Here is a 15902-nt window from a genome sequence, read left to right as displayed (position 1 = left end):
CGCGTCATGCCGCCTTCTGGCTGGCCTGCATCATCTGCAGGCTGCGGACGCGGCGACGCAGGATCTCGTTGCGCATCGCCGCCAGATGCAACGTGATGAACAGCAGCGAAAACGCGATCGCCATCACCAGCAGCGGCCACAGGAACGCCTTGTCGAGCGTCGGCCCGCCCATGCGGAGCACGGAGGCCGGCTGATGCAGCGTGTTCCACCAATCAACCGAGAATTTGATGATCGGGATGTTGATTGCGCCGACCAAAGTGAGGATCGCCGCCGCCCGCGCCGCGCGCGAGGGGTCCTCGACCGCGCGCCACAGCGCCATCAGGCCGAGATACATCAGGAACAGGATCAGCACCGAGGTCAGCCGCGCATCCCATTCCCAATAGGTGCCCCACATCGGCCGGCCCCACAGCGAGCCGGTGACGAGCGCGAGGAAGGTGAAGGCGGCCCCGATCGGCGCCGCGGCCTTCGCGGCGACGTCGGCCAGCGGATGCCGCCACACCAGCGTGCCGAGCGCCGCCAGGCTCATCACGCCCCAGACGAACATCGACAGCCATGCATTCGGCACGTGGATGAACATGATCTTCACCGTGGCGCCTTGCTGGTAGTCGTCGGGTGCCATCGCCGATTGATAGAGGCCGATCGCGAGCAGGATCGCGGTCGCGCCCGCCAGCCACGGCAGGATGCGCGCGGTCAGCGCCAGGAACTTGGTCGGGTTGGCGAGGTCGGTCAGCGTCGCTGTCAGCGTCATGGCACCCTGATAATCGTCTGATGTGTCGCAGGCAATTGGCCGCATCGTTCTCGTCGAGAATTGATCTGTTACATCTCAGTCCAGCCCGTGCCGAAGGCTCGCCGCTGCCGCGAATGGTCCGACCACGAAGCTGACCAGCGACAGCGCGCAGAGGATCGAGAATGGCGTTCCAAACGACATCGGTCCGGTGATCGCGGCCTGCGATGCTGCGACGCCGAAGATCAGCACCGGAATCGACAGCGGCAGCACCAGCACCGCCAGCAGCAAGCCACCGCGATGCAGCGTGACGGCCAGTGCCGCGCCGATCATGCCGGTGAAGGTCAGCGCCGGTGTTCCCGCAAGCAGCGTCAGCGCCACCGCCAGCGTCGCCGCGCTGTCGAGGTTGAGCAACAGGCCGAGCACGGGTGTCGCAATGATCAGCGGCAGGCCGGCGGCAAGCCAATGCGCCAGCGCCTTGGCTGCACAGGCCAGTTCCAGCGGCGTCCGGCTCATCACGATCAGGTCGAGCGAGCCGTCCTCGTGGTCGGCCGTGAACAGGCGATCCAGCGTCAGCAGGCTCGCCAGCAGCGCGCCGAGCCAGAGGATGGCCGGGCCAAGCCGCGACAGCAACGCGAGATCAGGCCCGACCGCGAACGGCATCAGCACGGTGACGGTGAGGAAGAACAGCACCCCGATCAGCGCCCCGCCGCCGACGCGGAGCGCAATCCTGATGTCGCGGCGGATCAGGGCGGCAAGCGCGCTCATCCTGTGCCCCCCATCCGCAGGTCATGGGCCTCGATCCCAAGCGGCATGTGGGTCGCCGCGACGATGATGCCGCCGCGGCTGAGATGATCGCGCATCAGCCCGACGAACAATTCCTGGCCGGCGGCATCGAGCGCCGATGTCGGCTCGTCCAGCAGCCANCCGCCGTACCGCGAGCAGACGTGCGATCGACAGGCGGCGGCGCTGGCCGGCCGACAGATAAGCCGCCGGCAGATGCGTGGCGTGGTCGAGCGCCACGGCGCCAAGGCATTGCCGGGCGTCCTGCGCCTCGCCGCCGAGGAATTCCCGCCAGAAGGAGAGATTTTCCAGCACGGTCAGCGCTGGCTTCAGCGCATCGCGGTGGCCGAGATAGTGGGCTTGTTCAGGCAGGCTCAGCTCGGCCTCGCCACCCTCGAGCGCAATCGATCCCTCTGCGGGAACCAGCAGGCCGGCAACCATGCGCAGCAGCGAGGTTTTGCCTGAGCCGTTGGGGCCGGTGACGGCCAGGGCGTTGCCGCAGGCGGCCGAAAAATCGAGGCTGGAAAATACCTCGCGGCCGCCGCGCACGCATGTCAGATTTTGCCCCGAGAGCCGCATGCTTGCCCTGTCACAGCCCTCTGAAATCTTTGGCTACCGTGTGAGAATTTTTGGGTCGCGCAACGCTGTCGCACGCTTGTCGGTGTGGCGGTGCTTCTAGAAAGATTCTATAAGCCCGGAACTTGATGCAGCACACGATCGGCGGCCGCAAGTCACCAGGCCAACCTCTGGCCGGTGTCGGCCAACGGTGTTCAAATACCCTTGCCGGGTATAACTGAGAAATTGGGATCCCTCGCATGACATCGCTCGACAGCTTCAAATGCCGCAAGACCCTCAAGGTCGGTGGCAAGACCTACGTCTATTACAGCCTGCCCACGGCAGAGAAGAACGGACTGAAGGGCATTTCGAAGCTGCCGTACTCGATGAAGGTTCTGCTGGAGAACCTGCTCCGCAATGAAGACGACCGCACCGTCAAGAAGGCCGACATCGTCGCGTTCTCGAAGTGGCTGAAGAAGCGCCAGCTCGAGCACGAGATCGCCTTCCGCCCGGCGCGCGTGCTGATGCAGGACTTCACCGGCGTTCCGGCCGTGGTCGATCTCGCGGCGATGCGCAACGCGATGCAGAAGCTCGGCGGCGACGCCGAGAAGATCAACCCGCTGGTGCCGGTCGATCTCGTCATCGACCACTCGGTGATCGTCAACTTCTTCGGTGACAACAAGGCGTTCGGCAAGAACGTCGTCGAGGAATACAAGCAGAACCAGGAACGCTACGAGTTCCTGAAGTGGGGCCAGAAGGCGTTCTCGAACTTCTCGGTGGTGCCGCCCGGCACCGGCATCTGCCATCAGGTCAATCTCGAATATCTCGCGCAGACGGTCTGGACCAAGAAGGAGAAGATGACGGTCGGCAAGAAGACCGGCACCTTCGAGGTCGCCTATCCGGATTCGCTCGTCGGCACCGACTCGCACACCACGATGGTCAACGGCCTTGCCGTGCTCGGCTGGGGCGTCGGCGGCATCGAGGCGGAAGCCTGCATGCTCGGCCAGCCGCTGTCGATGCTGCTGCCGGAGGTTGTCGGCTTCAAGCTCAAGGGCCAGCTCAAGGAAGGCGTGACCGCGACCGACCTCGTGCTGACCGTCACCCAGATGCTGCGCAAGCAGGGCGTGGTCGGCAAATTCGTCGAGTTCTTCGGCCCGGGCCTCGACTTCCTCTCGGTTGCGGACAAGGCGACCATCGGCAACATGGCGCCTGAATACGGCGCGACCTGCGGCTTCTTCCCGGTCGATGCCGCGACCCTCGATTACCTGAAGACCTCGGGCCGCAAGGCTGATCGCGTCAAGCTGGTGACGTCCTATGCCAAGGCGCAGGGCCTGTTCCGCACCGCCAAGTCGGCCGATCCGGTGTTCACCACCACGCTGACGCTCGACCTCGCCGACGTCGTGCCGTCGATGGCTGGACCGAAGCGCCCCGAAGGCCGCATCGCGCTGCCGGCGGTGGCGTCCGGCTTCGCGACCTCTTTGGTCAACGAGTACAAGAAGCCCGAGGGCGAGCAGAAGCGCTTCCCCGTCGAAGGCCGCGACTTCGATCTTGGCCATGGCGACGTCGTGATCGCCGCGATCACCTCCTGCACCAACACCTCGAACCCGAGCGTGCTGATCGGTGCCGGCCTGCTTGCGCGCAACGCGGCTGCCAAGGGCCTGAAGGCCAAGCCGTGGGTGAAGACCTCGCTCGCGCCCGGCAGCCAGGTGGTGGCGGAATATCTCGCCAATTCCGGCCTGCAGACCGATCTCGACAAGGTCGGCTTCAACCTGGTGGGCTTCGGCTGCACCACCTGCATCGGTAACTCCGGCCCGCTGCCGGAAGATATCTCGAAGTCGATCAACGACAACGGCATCGTCGCCGCCGCCGTGCTGTCGGGTAACCGCAACTTCGAAGGTCGCGTCTCGCCCGACGTGCAGGCGAACTACCTCGCCTCGCCGCCGCTGGTCGTGGCGCACGCGCTTGCCGGCACCGTCACCAAGGATCTCGCGGTCGAGCCGATCGGCATCGGCAAGGACGGCAAGCCGGTGTTCCTGAAGGACATCTGGCCGACGACCAAGGAGATCAACGCCTACATGAAGAAGTTCGTCACCGCGACGATCTTCAAGAAGAAGTACGCCGACGTGTTTAAGGGCGATACCAACTGGCGCAAGATCAAGACCGTCGAAAGCGAGACCTATCGCTGGAACATGAGCTCGACCTATGTGCAGAACCCGCCCTACTTCGAAGGCATGAAGAAGGAGCCCGAGCCGATCAAGGACGTGGTCGACGCGCGGATCCTTGCAATGTTCGGCGACAAGATCACCACCGACCACATCTCGCCGGCCGGTTCGATCAAGCTGACCTCGCCCGCCGGCAAGTTCCTCAGCGAACATCAGGTGCGTCCCGCCGACTTCAACCAGTACGGGACGCGGCGCGGCAACCATGAAGTCATGATGCGCGGCACCTTTGCCAACATCCGCATCAAGAACTTCATGCTGAAGGGCGCCGACGGCAACATCCCGGAAGGCGGCCTGACCAAGCATTGGCCCGACGGTGAGCAGATGCCGATCTACGACGCCGCGATGAAGTACCAGGAGGAAGGCGTGCCGCTGGTGGTGTTCGCCGGCGCTGAATACGGCAACGGTTCGTCGCGCGACTGGGCCGCGAAGGGCACGCGCCTGCTCGGCGTGCGTGCGGTGATCTGCCAGAGCTTCGAGCGCATCCACCGCTCCAACCTGGTCGGCATGGGTGTGCTTCCGCTCACCTTCCAGGAGGGCACCTCTTGGTCTTCGCTCGCCCTGAAGGGCGACGAGAAGGTCACGATCCGCGGTCTCCAGGGTGATTTGAAACCGCGTCAGACGCTGACGGCCGAAATCGTCTCCAATGACGGTGCCAAGAGGGACGTCCCGCTGCTCTGCCGCATCGATACGCTCGACGAGCTCGATTACTATCGCAATGGTGGCATCCTGCACTATGTGCTGCGCAAACTCGCGGCTTAGGCCGTTTGTTTGAGCATGATCTCCGCGCAAACGCTTGCGTTTGTCGCGGGGAAAACCGCTTCACACTTTTCCGGATCACGCTCCAACGCGGATTTGTGATCGGTGCCTCACTGCTTAGTGAGTAGCGGCTAAAAAGAAGGCGGCCTATGAAAAGGCCGCTTTCTCGCGTTCTGGGGCACGCCGTCTAAGGGACAATCTGATGCCCCGTACAAATACGGATAGAAATCATCACGACTGGTTCGCAGTATGACAGCGATGATGGCCTATAATTCTATTTCGCGATGGTCCAGCGCTCTTGGTATCTGCGCGATTGTCGCGATCATCCGCCCCGCTCACGCCGATCCGCGGGCCGTCATTGAACTCTTCACCTCGCAAGGCTGCTCATCCTGTCCGCCCGCGGACAAGGTCATCGGTGACCTCGCGAAGGATCCCAACGTCATCGCGCTGAGCATGCCGATCGACTATTGGGATTATCTCGGCTGGAAGGACACGCTGGCCGATTCCCGCTTCAGCGCGCGTCAGAAAGCCTATTCGCATATGCGCGGCGATCGCGACGTCTACACGCCGCAGGCCGTGGTCAACGGCTCCGCGCATGTTATCGGCAGCGACCGCGCCAGCATCGAGAGCGCGATCAAGGACACTGAGAAGAGCGCTGGCGTGATGTCGGTGCCGGTGACGATGACGCTGACGGGCAAGCAAATCAACGTTTCGGTGGCGGCGGCCAAGTCGCCCACGGCGGCGCGGGGCGAAGTCTGGATCTGCTCGATCTCGAAGTCGGTGCCGATCTCGATCTCGCGTGGCGAGAATCGCGGCCAGGAAATCACCTACCACAATGTGGTGCGTAATCTCTTGAAGGTCGGTGACTGGAACGGTTCGTCGGGCAGCTGGACCGTGCCGCTCGAGAACATCACGCGCGATGGCGTCGATGCCGCGGCGGTCTATGTCCAGGACGGCAATCGCGACAAGCCGGGCGCAATGCTCGGTGCAGCATTCACCTCACTGCATTAGCAGCTTCATCGGTCGCGCCGCGTCGTTGTGAGACGTCGGCGCCGACATGCATCCAGAAACAAATTGAGGCAGAGCCGCCATCGGGCTTGGCGCTCGATCACGCCTGAGTGGCGGGGTGTCCCAAAAACAAAAAGGACCAACTTTCGTTGGCCCAGTGTTGGGATTAACTCCCCTGCGAACAGACCCGATCCCGACGGCCCCGGGGGGCTGGGGGCTGAGGAATCCGGAACCGAAAGGACCGGGTCAACGCAGGATTATCTTCTCGCAGGCCAGCGGGGCGGGCGATGGGCGGAAGTGGGGCAGTAATATGATTCCGCTAACGTTCCCGTGACCCCTTGCGGGACAATCCGTCGCGCCCCGGGATGGTTCGGAGCCGGTTGCGTTGCGAATGGCCCTTGCGGGGCTCCAGACTTAGCGCGATCATGTCAGCGGCGTGACGATCCCGAAAAGGGGACACCGGTTTCGGATCGAGATCGTCGCTGAGCTGACAGGAGGCGCTGGATGAGCTTGATGTCGGAGGATACGGATCCGAGCGGGAATCGCGCCGTAGCGCGCCCCGCCGCTGCGGCCCCTCAGCCCAACCGCGTGACGTTCAATCGACTTGAACTCAGCCGCATTCTCAATCTCTATGGCCGCATGGTCGCCGACGGCGAGTGGCGCGATTATGCGATCGACTTCCTGAAGGACCGCGCAGTGTTCTCGGTGTTTCGGCGCGCATCCGAAATGCCGATCTACCGGATCGAGAAGGATCCGCGGCTCGCGCGCAAGCAGGGCATGTACAGCGTGATCTCGGCGACCGGTCTGATCCTGCGCCGTGGCCACGAGTTGGAGCGCGTGCTGCTGGTGATCGACCGCAAGCTGGCGCTGGTATAGCCTCTTAATCCGCCGGCACCGTCGTCGCGCCTTCGCCGAGCGCGCGCTGCATCATCACGGTGTCGAGCCAGCGGCCGAACTTCAGGCCGACGCTGGGATGCGTCCCGACCATCTCGAAGCCGCATCTGCGGTGCAGGCTGATCGAGCCGACATTGGCGGAATCGCCGATCACCGCGATCATCTGCCGGAAGCCGCGCGCCTCGCACTCGGCGATCAGGCGTTCCATCAGCTGCAGGCCGATGCCGCGGCGATGGCTCGCCGGGTCCAGATAGACGGAGTTCTCAACCGTGAAGCGGTAGGCCGGCCGCGGTCGGTACGGGCCGGCATAGGCATAGCCCACCACACGGCCGGCGAGCACGGCGACAAAATAGGGGAAGCCGCCATCCACCAGCGCCCTGTAGCGGCGGGTCATCTCGGCGAGGTCAGGCGGGATCAGCTCGAAGGTCGCGGTGCCGAAGCGCACCGCATGCTCATAGATCGCGGTGATGGAGGGGAGGTCCGCCTCGGTGGTGGGCCTGATCTCTACGTCGGACATGCTGCGAGACTATTTTTGCCTTGCGCAAAAGAAAAGCCCCGGCGCTGAGGCCGGGGCTTCGATTGATCCGATCGGCTTTGAGCGTTAGTCGCGCTGGCCGAGCAGCTGCAGGAGCAGCGTGAACAGGTTGATGAAGTTCAGGTAGAGCGAGAGTGCGCCAGTGATTGCCGCGCGTTCCGCTGCCACGCCGCCCTGCGAGGCGTAGCCATAGATGTAGTCGTTCTTCAACCGCTGGGTATCCCAGGCGGTGAGGCCCGCGAACACCAGCACGCCGACCACGGAGACGATGAACTGCAGCACCGAGCTCGCGAGGAACAGGTTGACCAGGCTCGCGATGATGATGCCGATCAGGCCCATGAACAGGAACGAGCCCATGCCGCTCATGTCACGCTTGGTGGTGTAGCCGTACAGGCTGAGCGCTCCGAACGTCGCCGCGGTGATGAAGAATACCCGCACGATCGAGGTGTGCGTGTACACCAGGAAGATCGACGACATCGACAGGCCCATCAGGGCCGAGAACACCCAGAACAGCATCTGGGCGGTCGCGGGCTGCAGGCGATTGATGCCGGCCGAGATGACGAACACCATCACCAGAGGGGCGAGGATGAACAGCCACTTCAGCGGGCTGACGAACATCGCGTAGCCGAACTGCGTCAGATAGGCGTTGCCGAACTTCGCGACGGCGGCCGACGGGTCACCGGTTACGGCTGCCATGTAGACGCCAAGCGCGGCCAGGCCGGTAATGGCCAGGCCGATGCTCATGTAGTTGTAGATGCGCAGCATGTAGGCGCGCAGACCGGCGTCGACGGCCGCAGCGTCAGTGCGCCCGGCGGCCCGGCCGAAAGGAGAAGCGTAATTGCGGTCTAGGTCCGACATGGTCGAATTCCCGTGTTTGTCCCGGTGGAGCGCAAGGGATTTGCGGCGCCGGTCGTAAATCTATCTCAGATGGCCCGGTTTGCGGAACATTAATTCCCTGTCATCAAGCTGGCCATCCGACCTGGTTGATATGTGGGAAAGTAGCACATCCAGCACAAGCTTCCACGCGCGGCTGAATGTCGCTACGATCAAGCATTTGCAGCAAAAAGCAGCGTTAACCGCCGCTACAAATTGTCACAAATTCCGCAGCACCGAGGCTGGCTTCTGGTTCAGTGCAAGCAGTGTTCCGGCCAAGCCCAGCCCCACGGTGACGACCAGCGCGGCGACCACGACCAGCGCGGCGCTGCCGGCCTGCCAGATGAAACTCAGCGTCATCAGCCGCGTGACGATCAGCCAGGCCGCGATCGAGCCGGCAATGACCCCGAATACGGCGGTTGCAAAGCCGATCATCAGATACTCCAGCGCGTAGGCGCCGAGCAGCCGGGCCCGCGTGGCGCCGAGCGTCTTGAGGATCACGGCGTCGTAGACGCGGTGGCGGTGGCCGGCGGCGAGCGCGCCGCCCAGCACCAGGATGGCCGAGATCAGCGTCACGGCGCTGGCGCCGCGGATCGCCAGCACGAGGTTGTTGACGACGCCGCCGACGGTCTCCAGCGCTTCCCGGACGCGCACGCTCGTCACCATCGGGAAGGCGTCGGCGACCTGCTTGACGATGCGGGCATCGTCGGTGGAACCCGGGTGGGCCTCGGTGAGGGTCGCGACATGGCTGTGCGGCGCGCCCTTGAAGGCATTCGGCGAGAACACCAGCACGAAGTTGATGCCCAGCCCTTGCCAGTCGATGTTGCGCAGATTGGCGATCTTCGCCGGGATGTCGCGGCCGAGCACGTTGACGACGATCTCGTCGCCGATCTTCAGGCCAAGGCCGTCGGCGATCTTCTTTTCCAGCGAGACCAGCGGCGGCCCGCTATAGTCGGGCGCCCACCATTCGCCCTCGACGACCTTCGAGCCCTTGGGGACCTCTCCGGTGTAGGTCAGGCCGCGGTCGCTCTGCAGCACCCATTCCGAATCGACATTCGGCTTGAGCTGGTCGGCCTTGACGCCGTGGGCGGCGACGATGCGCCCGCGCAGCATCGGCACGTCCTCGACGGTGGAATCGGGTGACGTCTGCTTCAGGAAGGCGCCAAAGCGGTCGGCTTCGGTGGAGGGGATGTCGATGAAGAAGAACGAGGGCGCCCGCTCCGGCAGCGCCGCCATGAACTGGCGGCGCAAATTGCCGTCGATCTGGGTGATGGTGACGAGCACGGCGAGGCCGAGGCCCAGCGACAGCACGACCGACGGTGTCAGCGCACCCGGGCGGTGGATATTGGCGATCGCCAGCCGCAGCATGGTGATGCGGCTACGCGGCAGCCGCCGCGCCACGGCCATCAGGATTGCGGCAACCCCGCGCAGCAGCAGGAACACCGCGATCGAGGAAACGACGAATGCGGAGGCGACCCGCTTGTCATAGGCGAGCCCGATCGCGACCGCGATCAGCAGCGCGATCACCACCGCCATCAGCGCGAGATAGCTCCAGCGCGGACGATGCCATTCGCTGGTCACGGTCTCGCGGAACAGCGCCGCCACGGGTACGTCGTGCACCCGGCCGAGCGGCCACAGGCCGAAGGCCAGCGCGGTGAGCTGGCCATAGATGAAGGAGAGCGCGAGCTCATCGGGATGCACCGCCGGCACCACCGGCAGTGGCAGCAATTTGCCGAACAGGCCGACGATGGCGAAGGGCAGCGACGCCCCGAGCGCGAGCCCGATCACCGAGCCGATCCCGGCCAGCACCACCACCTGGGTGAGGTAGATCGTGAAGACGTCGCGGCCGGTGGCACCCAGCGCCTTGAAGGCGGCGATGACGTCGCGGCGACGGTCGATATGGCTCTTCACCGCGTTGGCGACGCCGACGCCGCCGACCAGCAGCGCGGCGAGGCCGACCAGGGTCAGGAACTGGGTGAAACGGCTGATCGAGCGTTCGAGCTGCGGCGAGGCGTTGCTGCGGCTGCGGACTTCCCAGCCGGCTTCGGGCGCCGCGCTCCGCGCGCCGTCGATCAGCGCGGTGGTGGCGCGGTCATCGTTGGCGCCATCGGGGAGTTTCACCCGATAGATCCATCGCACCAGGCTGCCCGGCTGCAGCAACGCGGTGGCGCGCAGGCTCGCTTCGCTGACCAGGAAGCGCGGCCCGAGGCCGACGCCGCCGGCGAGCTTGTCCGGCTCGGCCACGACCACGCTGCGGATCTGGTAGGTCGCGCTGCCGATGGTGACGCGGTCGCCGAGCTTCAGGTCGAGCCGTGCCAGCAAGGTTGAATCGGCGGCCGCGCCATAGGCGCCGTCGCGCTCGGCGAGGAGATCGGCGAGCGGCATGTTCGGCTCGAGCGTCAGCTCGCCAAGCATCGGATATTTGTTGTCGACGGCCTTGAGCTCGACCAGCGCCAGCTTGCCGTCGCTGCTGCGGGCCATGGCGCGAAGCGTCGCCGCGACCGAGACCTCGCCGCGCGTGCGCAAGAATGCCACCTCGTCCGGCTTGGCCTCGCGCTGGATCAGCGAGAATGCGACGTCGCCGCCGAGCAGTGTGCGGCCCTCGCGCGACAGGCCATCAGCAAGGCTTGCAGCGACCGAACCGACGCCGGCAATTGCCATCACGCCGAGCGCGATGCAGGCGATGAAGACGTAAAACCCGCGCAGGCCACCGCGCAGTTCGCGCAGCGCGTAACGGAAGGCAAGCGACGACGCGCGGCGCTGGACCGCGACTTCGGACGCAATGTTCATGTCGCGGAGTGTCCGTCGATGCGGCCGGAGCGCAGCCGCACCACGCGGTCGCAGCGCTGTGCGAGCGAGGTGTCGTGCGTCACCAGCACCAGCGTCATGCCGCGTTCGGCGTGCTTGGTGAACAGCAGGTCGACGATCTGCTTGCCGGTTGCCTCATCGAGATTGCCGGTCGGCTCGTCGGCAACGAGGATCGCTGGATCGGGCGCCAGCGCGCGCGCGAGCGCCACGCGCTGCTGCTCGCCGCCGGAGAGTTGCGTCGGATAGTGATGCAGCCGTTCACCGAGGCCGACCGATTGCAGCTCCTGCGCGGCGCGCGCCGCCGCATCGTCGATGCCAGCGAGTTCGAGCGGCACTGCGACATTCTCCAGCGCCGTCATGGTCGGGATCAGATGGAACGACTGGAAGACGATGCCGACCTGCCGGCCGCGGAAGCGCGCGAGCGCATCTTCGTCAAGGGCATTGAACGATGTGCCGTTGACAACCACCTCACCGCTGTCAGGACGTTCCAGCCCGGCCATCACCATCAGCAAGGTCGACTTGCCCGAGCCCGACGGGCCGATCAAGCCGATGGCTTCGCCCGCTGCCACACGAAGGCTGATATCTTTGAGGATATGAACCCGTGCCGCGCCGGTGCCGAGCGAGAGATTGATGTTGCTGACGGAAATGGTGTCCGGCTCGATGCCGGTCAGTGAAGAGGGTTCGATGAGACTGTCCATGGTTCGGTCATATGGCACTTCCGCTGCTGCGGTCGAGGGCCGGTTGGGAATTGTCGTGCACATACTCGTGTTGCTTATGGGCTTGATGACGGCGACAGGCGCACCAGCGCTGGCGCAGACCGCAGGCACCGCGAGACCGATCAAAATGGTGGTCCTGGGCGACTCCTTGAGCGCAGGCTACGGCCTTCCGGGGGCGGCGGCGTTTCCGGTTCGCCTGCAAAAGGCGTTGGAAGCCAAGGGGATAAAGGTCGACATGATCAACGCCGGGGTGTCCGGCGACACCTCCTCGGGTGGCCGCGACCGGCTCGACTGGTCGGTGCCCGATGGAACCGACGCCGTGATTGTCGAGCTTGGCGCCAACGACGCCTTGCGCGGCACCGATCCCGCGGTCACCCGCGCAGCACTGTCCGACATCATCACAAAGTTGCAGGCGCGCAAGATCGCGGTGCTTCTGTGCGGCATGCTCGCGCCGCCGAACTACGGCAGCGACTATGCGGCCAAGTTCAACGCGATCTATCCTGATCTGTCGAAATCTCTCGGCGTGCCGCTCTATCCGTTTTTCCTCGACGGCGTCGCGGCCGACGCCAAGCTCAACCAGGCTGACGGCATGCACCCGACGGCCGAGGGTGTGGATATCGTCGTGAACAACATGCTGCCCACGGTGCAGGCATTTCTCGGCGCATTATCAGGGCAACGCAGTTGAAAAATAGGCGATGCGCCGCGTTCTCTCCGTAGGTTTACGAGCTGTTAACAGCTCATGCTTCGCAGAGTCACATAACTCGGGTACAAATAGATATCGGTGATTCGTCACCGGGTTGAAACAGAGCGCGGGCTCCCAAAACTCGCGCCACCGCATCGAGGATTGTTGCGATGCCTCGTCTGTTCACTGGACTGGAAATTCCGGCCGAGATCGGCCAGACCCTTTCCAATTTGCGTGGCGGCCTTCCGGGCGCACGCTGGATCGATCCCGAAAATTATCACGTCACTCTGCGCTTCATCGGCGATATCGATGGCCTGTTCGCCAACGAGATCGCGTCGTTGCTGTTTCGGGTGAATCGCAAGCCGTTCGAGGTCAAGCTGCAGGGATTGTCGACCTTCGGCGGACGAAAGCCGCGCGCGGTGGTTGCCGCCGTCGAGCCTAGTCGGCCGCTGATCGAACTGCAGGCCGAACTCGAACGGATGATGCAGCGGATCGGGCTCGATCCGGAGGGTCGCAAATTTACGCCGCACATCACGCTCGCCCGATTGCACGACGCTTCGAGCCAGGACGTCGCGGACTATCTGTCCGTGCGCGGCTACTTCCCGAGCCGGACCTTCTTGGCGGACCGTTTCGTGCTGTTCTCGTCGCGAGCCTCGACCGGCGGTGGTCCCTACGTGGTCGAGGATTCCTACGCGCTCTGCGCGTGAGGCTCTTCACCTCGCCCTGCTTGCGGGGAGAGGCATAGGCCGCCTTCGGCGGCCGTCGTTAAGAACGCCGAAGCGGCGCTTCGGCTATGTCGCATCGAAGATGCGATCCGGGTGAGGGGGTACAGGTCTATCGACAGACCACGTCGGGTGGAGAGAGCCCCTCACCCCGACCCTCTCCCCGCAAGCGCGGGGCGAGGGGGGAAGTGCATACCCGTCGGTAAAATTCTCGGCTTGCAATTTCCCGCGCAGTAGGGCCGTAAGGTGGGCCCATGCTCTCCACTTCGCCCAGTTCCTTTCTTGAGCACTACAAGGCCCTGGTCGCCTCCGGCGCGATCGAGGCTGACCCGGCGCAAGCGCTTGCCGCCGAGGCGTTTGGCGCGGTCGAGGAGCGGCTTGCGAGCTACAAGCCTCACCGCAAGCAGGGCCTGCTCGGTCGGCTGTTCGGCGGCGACAAGGACGACAAGCCGCCGCGCGGACTCTACGTCCATGGCGAGGTCGGCCGCGGCAAGACCATGCTGATGGATTTGTTTTTCCAGCAGAGCCAGGTCGAGCACAAGCGCCGCGCGCATTTCCACGAGTTCATGGCGGAAGCGCATGAGCGCATCTACTTCTATCGCCAGCAGATCGCACGCGGCGAGATCGCGGATGGCGATGTGATCGCGCTCACCGCACATGCGATCTTCGACGAGGCTTGGCTGCTTTGCTTCGACGAATTCCATGTCACCGATATCGCCGATGCGATGATCCTCGGGCGGCTGTTCACCAAGCTGTTCGATCTCGGCACCGTCGTGGTTGCGACCTCGAACGTTGCGCCTGACGATCTCTACAAGGGCGGGCTCAACCGTGCGCTGTTCCTGCCGTTCATCGCGCAGATCTCCGACCATATGGACGTGCTGCGGCTCGATGCGCGCACCGACTTTCGGCTGGAAAAACTGGTCGGCGTGAAGATGTGGCTGGTGCCTGATGATGCTGCGGCCGATGCCGCGATCGACGCGGCCTGGCGCAAGATGACCGGCAACGCGCCGTGCAAGGCGCGCGACATCGCGATCAAGGGGCGTGTCCTGCACGTGCCGTGCTCGTCCCACGGCGTCGCGCGCTTTGGCTTCGCGGATATTTGCGAAAAGCCGCTGGCCGCGTCCGACTATCTGCGGCTCGCGCACGACTACCACACCATCCTGATCGACCACATTCCGGTGATGGATTACGCCGAGCGCAACGCCGCCAAGCGCTTCATCTCGCTGATCGACACGCTCTATGACAATGCCGTGAAGCTGATGGCCTCGGCGGCCGCCGATCCGGTGTCGCTGTACCTCGCCACCGACGGCATCGAGGCGATGGAGTTCAAGCGGACGTCGTCGCGTCTGATCGAAATGAGCTCGGAATCCTACCTAGCGTTGCCGCATGGTCGCAAAGACTCGGCCGCAAGCGGCTCGTCGAGCGGTCTGGTCGAGACCTGAACGCGGCCGGCCACGGCGGCGTCCGGAGCAACTTTTCGTGCGTTGGGGCCGGACGTTGCTGGCATGCCTGATCGAATTCCGGGCAGGGCCGACAATTGGGCAGGCCGCGACTTGAACGTATCATTCGAAAGGGATAACCACCCTTGCAACCGACTTCTCTCCCTCCCGCTACCAGTTCAAAGGACTGATTTCCCATGGCACGCGACAAGATTGCTCTGATTGGCTCCGGACAGATCGGCGGAACGCTGGCGCACCTCGTCGGCCTCAAGGAACTGGGCGATGTCGTGCTGTTCGATATCGCCGAAGGCGTGCCGCAGGGCAAAGCGCTCGACATCGCGCAGTCGTCGCCGGTCGACGGCTTCGACTCCAACCTGGTCGGCGCCAATTCCTATGAAGCGCTCGACGGCGCCAAGGTCTGCATCGTCACCGCCGGCGTGCCGCGCAAACCCGGCATGAGCCGCGACGATCTCCTGAGCATCAATCTCAAGGTCATGGAGCAGGTCGGCGCCGGCATCAAGAAGTACGCCCCCGACGCCTTCGTCATCTGCATCACCAACCCGCTGGACGCGATGGTGTGGGCGCTGCAGAAGGCTTCGGGCCTGCCGCACAAGAAGGTGGTCGGCATGGCCGGCGTGCTCGACTCCGCGCGCTTCCGCTATTTCCTGGCCGACGAATTCCACGTCTCGGTCGAAGACGTCACCGCCTTCGTGCTTGGCGGCCATGGCGACACCATGGTGCCGCTGACCCGCTATTCCACCGTCGCCGGCATTCCGCTCCCAGACCTCGTCAAGATGGGCTGGACCTCGCAGGCGCGCATCGACGAGATCGTCGACCGCACCCGCAATGGCGGCGCCGAGATCGTCAACCTGCTCAAGACCGGGTCTGCCTTCTACGCGCCGGCGGCCTCTGCGATCGCGATGGCCGAGAGCTACCTCAAGGACAAGAAGCGCGTGCTGCCGTGCGCCGCCTACCTCAACGGCGAGTACGGCGTGAAGGACATGTATGTCGGCGTGCCCACCGTAATCGGCTCCAAGGGCATCGAGCGCATCGTCGAAATCGAGCTGACCGGCAAGGATCGGGAAGCCTTCGACAAGTCGGTTGCCTCGGTGCAGGGCCTGGTCGACGCCTGCAAGAAGATCGCGCCCGATCTGCTCGGCAAGTAATCTGGCTTGGCAATGGCCC

14 protein-coding genes and 1 pseudogene are annotated in these 15902 nt (G+C 64.4%); 7 read left to right on the top strand and 8 right to left on the bottom strand.

The annotated features are described in order from the left end of the window. Positions 1-4: 4 nt before the first annotated feature. The 4 genes and pseudogenes from UP09_RS18145 to ccmA form a co-directional block, all read right to left on the bottom strand. Positions 5-748: a heme ABC transporter permease gene (locus UP09_RS18145; protein ID WP_044539664.1), complete on the bottom strand. Its 744-nt coding sequence runs from the start codon at positions 746-748 to the stop codon at positions 5-7. 75 nt (positions 749-823) lie between these two features. Next, positions 824-1492: a heme exporter protein CcmB gene (gene ccmB / locus UP09_RS18140; RefSeq protein WP_044539615.1), complete on the bottom strand. Its 669-nt coding sequence runs from the start codon at positions 1490-1492 to the stop codon at positions 824-826. Continuing rightward, positions 1489-1650 (bottom strand): annotated as a pseudogene (locus UP09_RS38570) (heme ABC exporter ATP-binding protein CcmA); the annotation flags it as partial. The pseudogene UP09_RS38570 and the gene ccmB, both read right to left, overlap by 4 nt. Before the next feature lies 1 nt (position 1651). After that, positions 1652-2086: heme ABC exporter ATP-binding protein CcmA (ccmA, locus tag UP09_RS18135; protein WP_245302043.1), on the bottom strand; the 435-nt coding region annotated here is incomplete at its 3' end. Between the two features lie 236 nt (positions 2087-2322). Between ccmA and acnA the strand changes: the two genes are divergently transcribed. The 3 genes from acnA (at position 2323) to UP09_RS18120 (ending at position 6924) form a co-directional block, all read left to right on the top strand. Next, positions 2323-5043 (top strand): aconitate hydratase AcnA, encoded by a 2721-nt coding sequence (gene acnA, locus UP09_RS18130; protein WP_044539614.1) that lies wholly within the window; start codon positions 2323-2325, stop codon positions 5041-5043. Between the two features lie 246 nt (positions 5044-5289). Then, the gene (locus UP09_RS18125; protein WP_044539613.1) at positions 5290-6051 is read left to right on the top strand and encodes a DUF1223 domain-containing protein; all 762 of its coding nucleotides are present in this window, start codon (positions 5290-5292) and stop codon (positions 6049-6051) included. 501 nt (positions 6052-6552) lie between these two features. Then, entirely contained in the window at positions 6553-6924 is a 372-nt protein-coding gene (locus UP09_RS18120) for a DUF2794 domain-containing protein (protein WP_044539612.1), read from the top strand. 4 nt (positions 6925-6928) lie between these two features. Here UP09_RS18120 and UP09_RS18115 read toward each other — a convergent pair whose 3' ends face one another. The 4 genes from UP09_RS18115 to UP09_RS18100 all read right to left on the bottom strand — a co-directional run bounded on the left by UP09_RS18115 (position 6929) and on the right by UP09_RS18100 (position 11856). Continuing rightward, positions 6929-7459, bottom strand: coding sequence for a GNAT family N-acetyltransferase (locus UP09_RS18115; RefSeq protein ID WP_044539611.1), 531 nt, complete (start codon positions 7457-7459; stop codon positions 6929-6931). An 84-nt stretch (positions 7460-7543) separates the two neighbouring features. Next, the gene (locus UP09_RS18110; protein ID WP_044539610.1) at positions 7544-8335 is read right to left on the bottom strand and encodes a Bax inhibitor-1/YccA family protein; all 792 of its coding nucleotides are present in this window, start codon (positions 8333-8335) and stop codon (positions 7544-7546) included. 234 nt (positions 8336-8569) lie between these two features. After that, a complete protein-coding gene (locus UP09_RS18105; RefSeq protein WP_044539609.1) occupies positions 8570-11140 on the bottom strand; it encodes an ABC transporter permease in 2571 nt (856 codons plus the stop codon). Further along, entirely contained in the window at positions 11137-11856 is a 720-nt protein-coding gene (locus UP09_RS18100) for an ABC transporter ATP-binding protein (protein ID WP_044539608.1), read from the bottom strand. The genes UP09_RS18105 and UP09_RS18100 overlap by 4 nt, the downstream gene beginning before the upstream one ends. Positions 11857-11911: 55 nt before the next feature. Between UP09_RS18100 and UP09_RS18095 the strand changes: the two genes are divergently transcribed. From UP09_RS18095 to mdh, 4 genes are all read left to right on the top strand, one after another. Continuing rightward, complete coding sequence (locus UP09_RS18095; protein ID WP_044539607.1) at positions 11912-12559, top strand: arylesterase; 648 nt, start codon at positions 11912-11914, stop codon at positions 12557-12559. A 167-nt stretch (positions 12560-12726) separates the two neighbouring features. Then, positions 12727-13263 carry an RNA 2',3'-cyclic phosphodiesterase gene (gene thpR / locus UP09_RS18090; protein ID WP_044539606.1) on the top strand — a complete coding sequence of 179 codons (537 nt, stop codon included), beginning with the start codon at positions 12727-12729 and terminating at the stop codon, positions 13261-13263. 269 nt (positions 13264-13532) lie between these two features. After that, positions 13533-14720, top strand: a complete 1188-nt coding sequence (gene zapE / locus UP09_RS18085; RefSeq protein ID WP_044539605.1) for a cell division protein ZapE — start codon at positions 13533-13535, stop codon at positions 14718-14720. Positions 14721-14914: 194 nt separating this feature from the next. Beyond that, positions 14915-15883 carry a malate dehydrogenase gene (mdh, locus tag UP09_RS18080; protein ID WP_044539604.1) on the top strand — a complete coding sequence of 323 codons (969 nt, stop codon included), beginning with the start codon at positions 14915-14917 and terminating at the stop codon, positions 15881-15883. The last annotated feature ends 19 nt before the right edge of the window (positions 15884-15902 follow it).

The sequence above is a fragment of the Bradyrhizobium sp. LTSP885 genome (genome assembly GCF_000938305.1).
Lineage (GTDB): Bacteria > Pseudomonadota > Alphaproteobacteria > Rhizobiales > Xanthobacteraceae > Bradyrhizobium.
Note: the sequence above shows the minus strand (reverse complement) of the source record. Positions and strands in the feature narration are given on the sequence as shown.